The 605-nt window shown below is 69.3% G+C and carries 1 protein-coding gene and 1 pseudogene; both read left to right on the top strand.

Annotation, left to right across the window (positions count from 1 at the left end; translation table 11 throughout):
* Positions 1–263, top strand: a 263-nt coding sequence (locus tag C5F48_RS24440; RefSeq protein WP_146170787.1) for a GtrA family protein, incomplete at its 5' end; no start/stop codon positions are given.
* Between the two features lie 132 nt (positions 264–395).
* Positions 396–605 (top strand): annotated as a pseudogene (locus tag C5F48_RS24435) (FAD:protein FMN transferase); the annotation flags it as partial.

Here is a 605-nt window from a genome sequence, read left to right as displayed (position 1 = left end):
CGTCGTCCTATGTCTTCGGAACGGCGCCCAGCTTGCGGCGCTATCCGGTGTTTCTGGCCGCAGCTGCAGCCGGGTTCGTCGTCAACGTCGCTGTGACGGCCCTCTCGGCGCATCTGCTGCACCTCGCGCCGGTGTTGGCCAAGACCACGGGCGTCGGCATCGCCTTCTTCGCCAACTTCGCCCTGAACGCGGTCTTCGTGTTCCCCACCCGCCCGGACGAGACGACCGGAGGCCCTGACCGCGGTGATGTCGGGCGGGATTGAGCGGGGCGCGACCTGCGGGCCGTGCGGGAGGGCGTCGATGACGTGCCCTCCCGTTGGGGCCATCCCCTTCCACCCTACCGAGATGCTCCGGACAACCCGGCTTGATTCGTTCTCTTTCTGTTCTTATTGAGAGCCCTGACGCTGAACGGAATCGCCCAAGGGTTCATCGCCGACCGGGTGCCGGAGTTGCTGAAGGCCGAGGGGGTGGGTGACATCCTGGTGGACACCGGCGAGCTGCGCGCGCTGGGAGGCCATCCGGAGGGCGGCGGCTGGCCGGTGGCGCTGGCCTCCGGCGAGGCTCTGACCCTGCGCGACATGGCGCTCGCCAGCCCCGCGCCGCGT

Origin of the sequence: Cereibacter changlensis JA139 (assembly GCF_003034985.1) — a bacterium.
In the GTDB taxonomy this organism is placed as follows: domain Bacteria; phylum Pseudomonadota; class Alphaproteobacteria; order Rhodobacterales; family Rhodobacteraceae; genus Cereibacter; species Cereibacter changlensis.
This window is presented reverse-complemented; position numbering and strand designations above follow the sequence as displayed.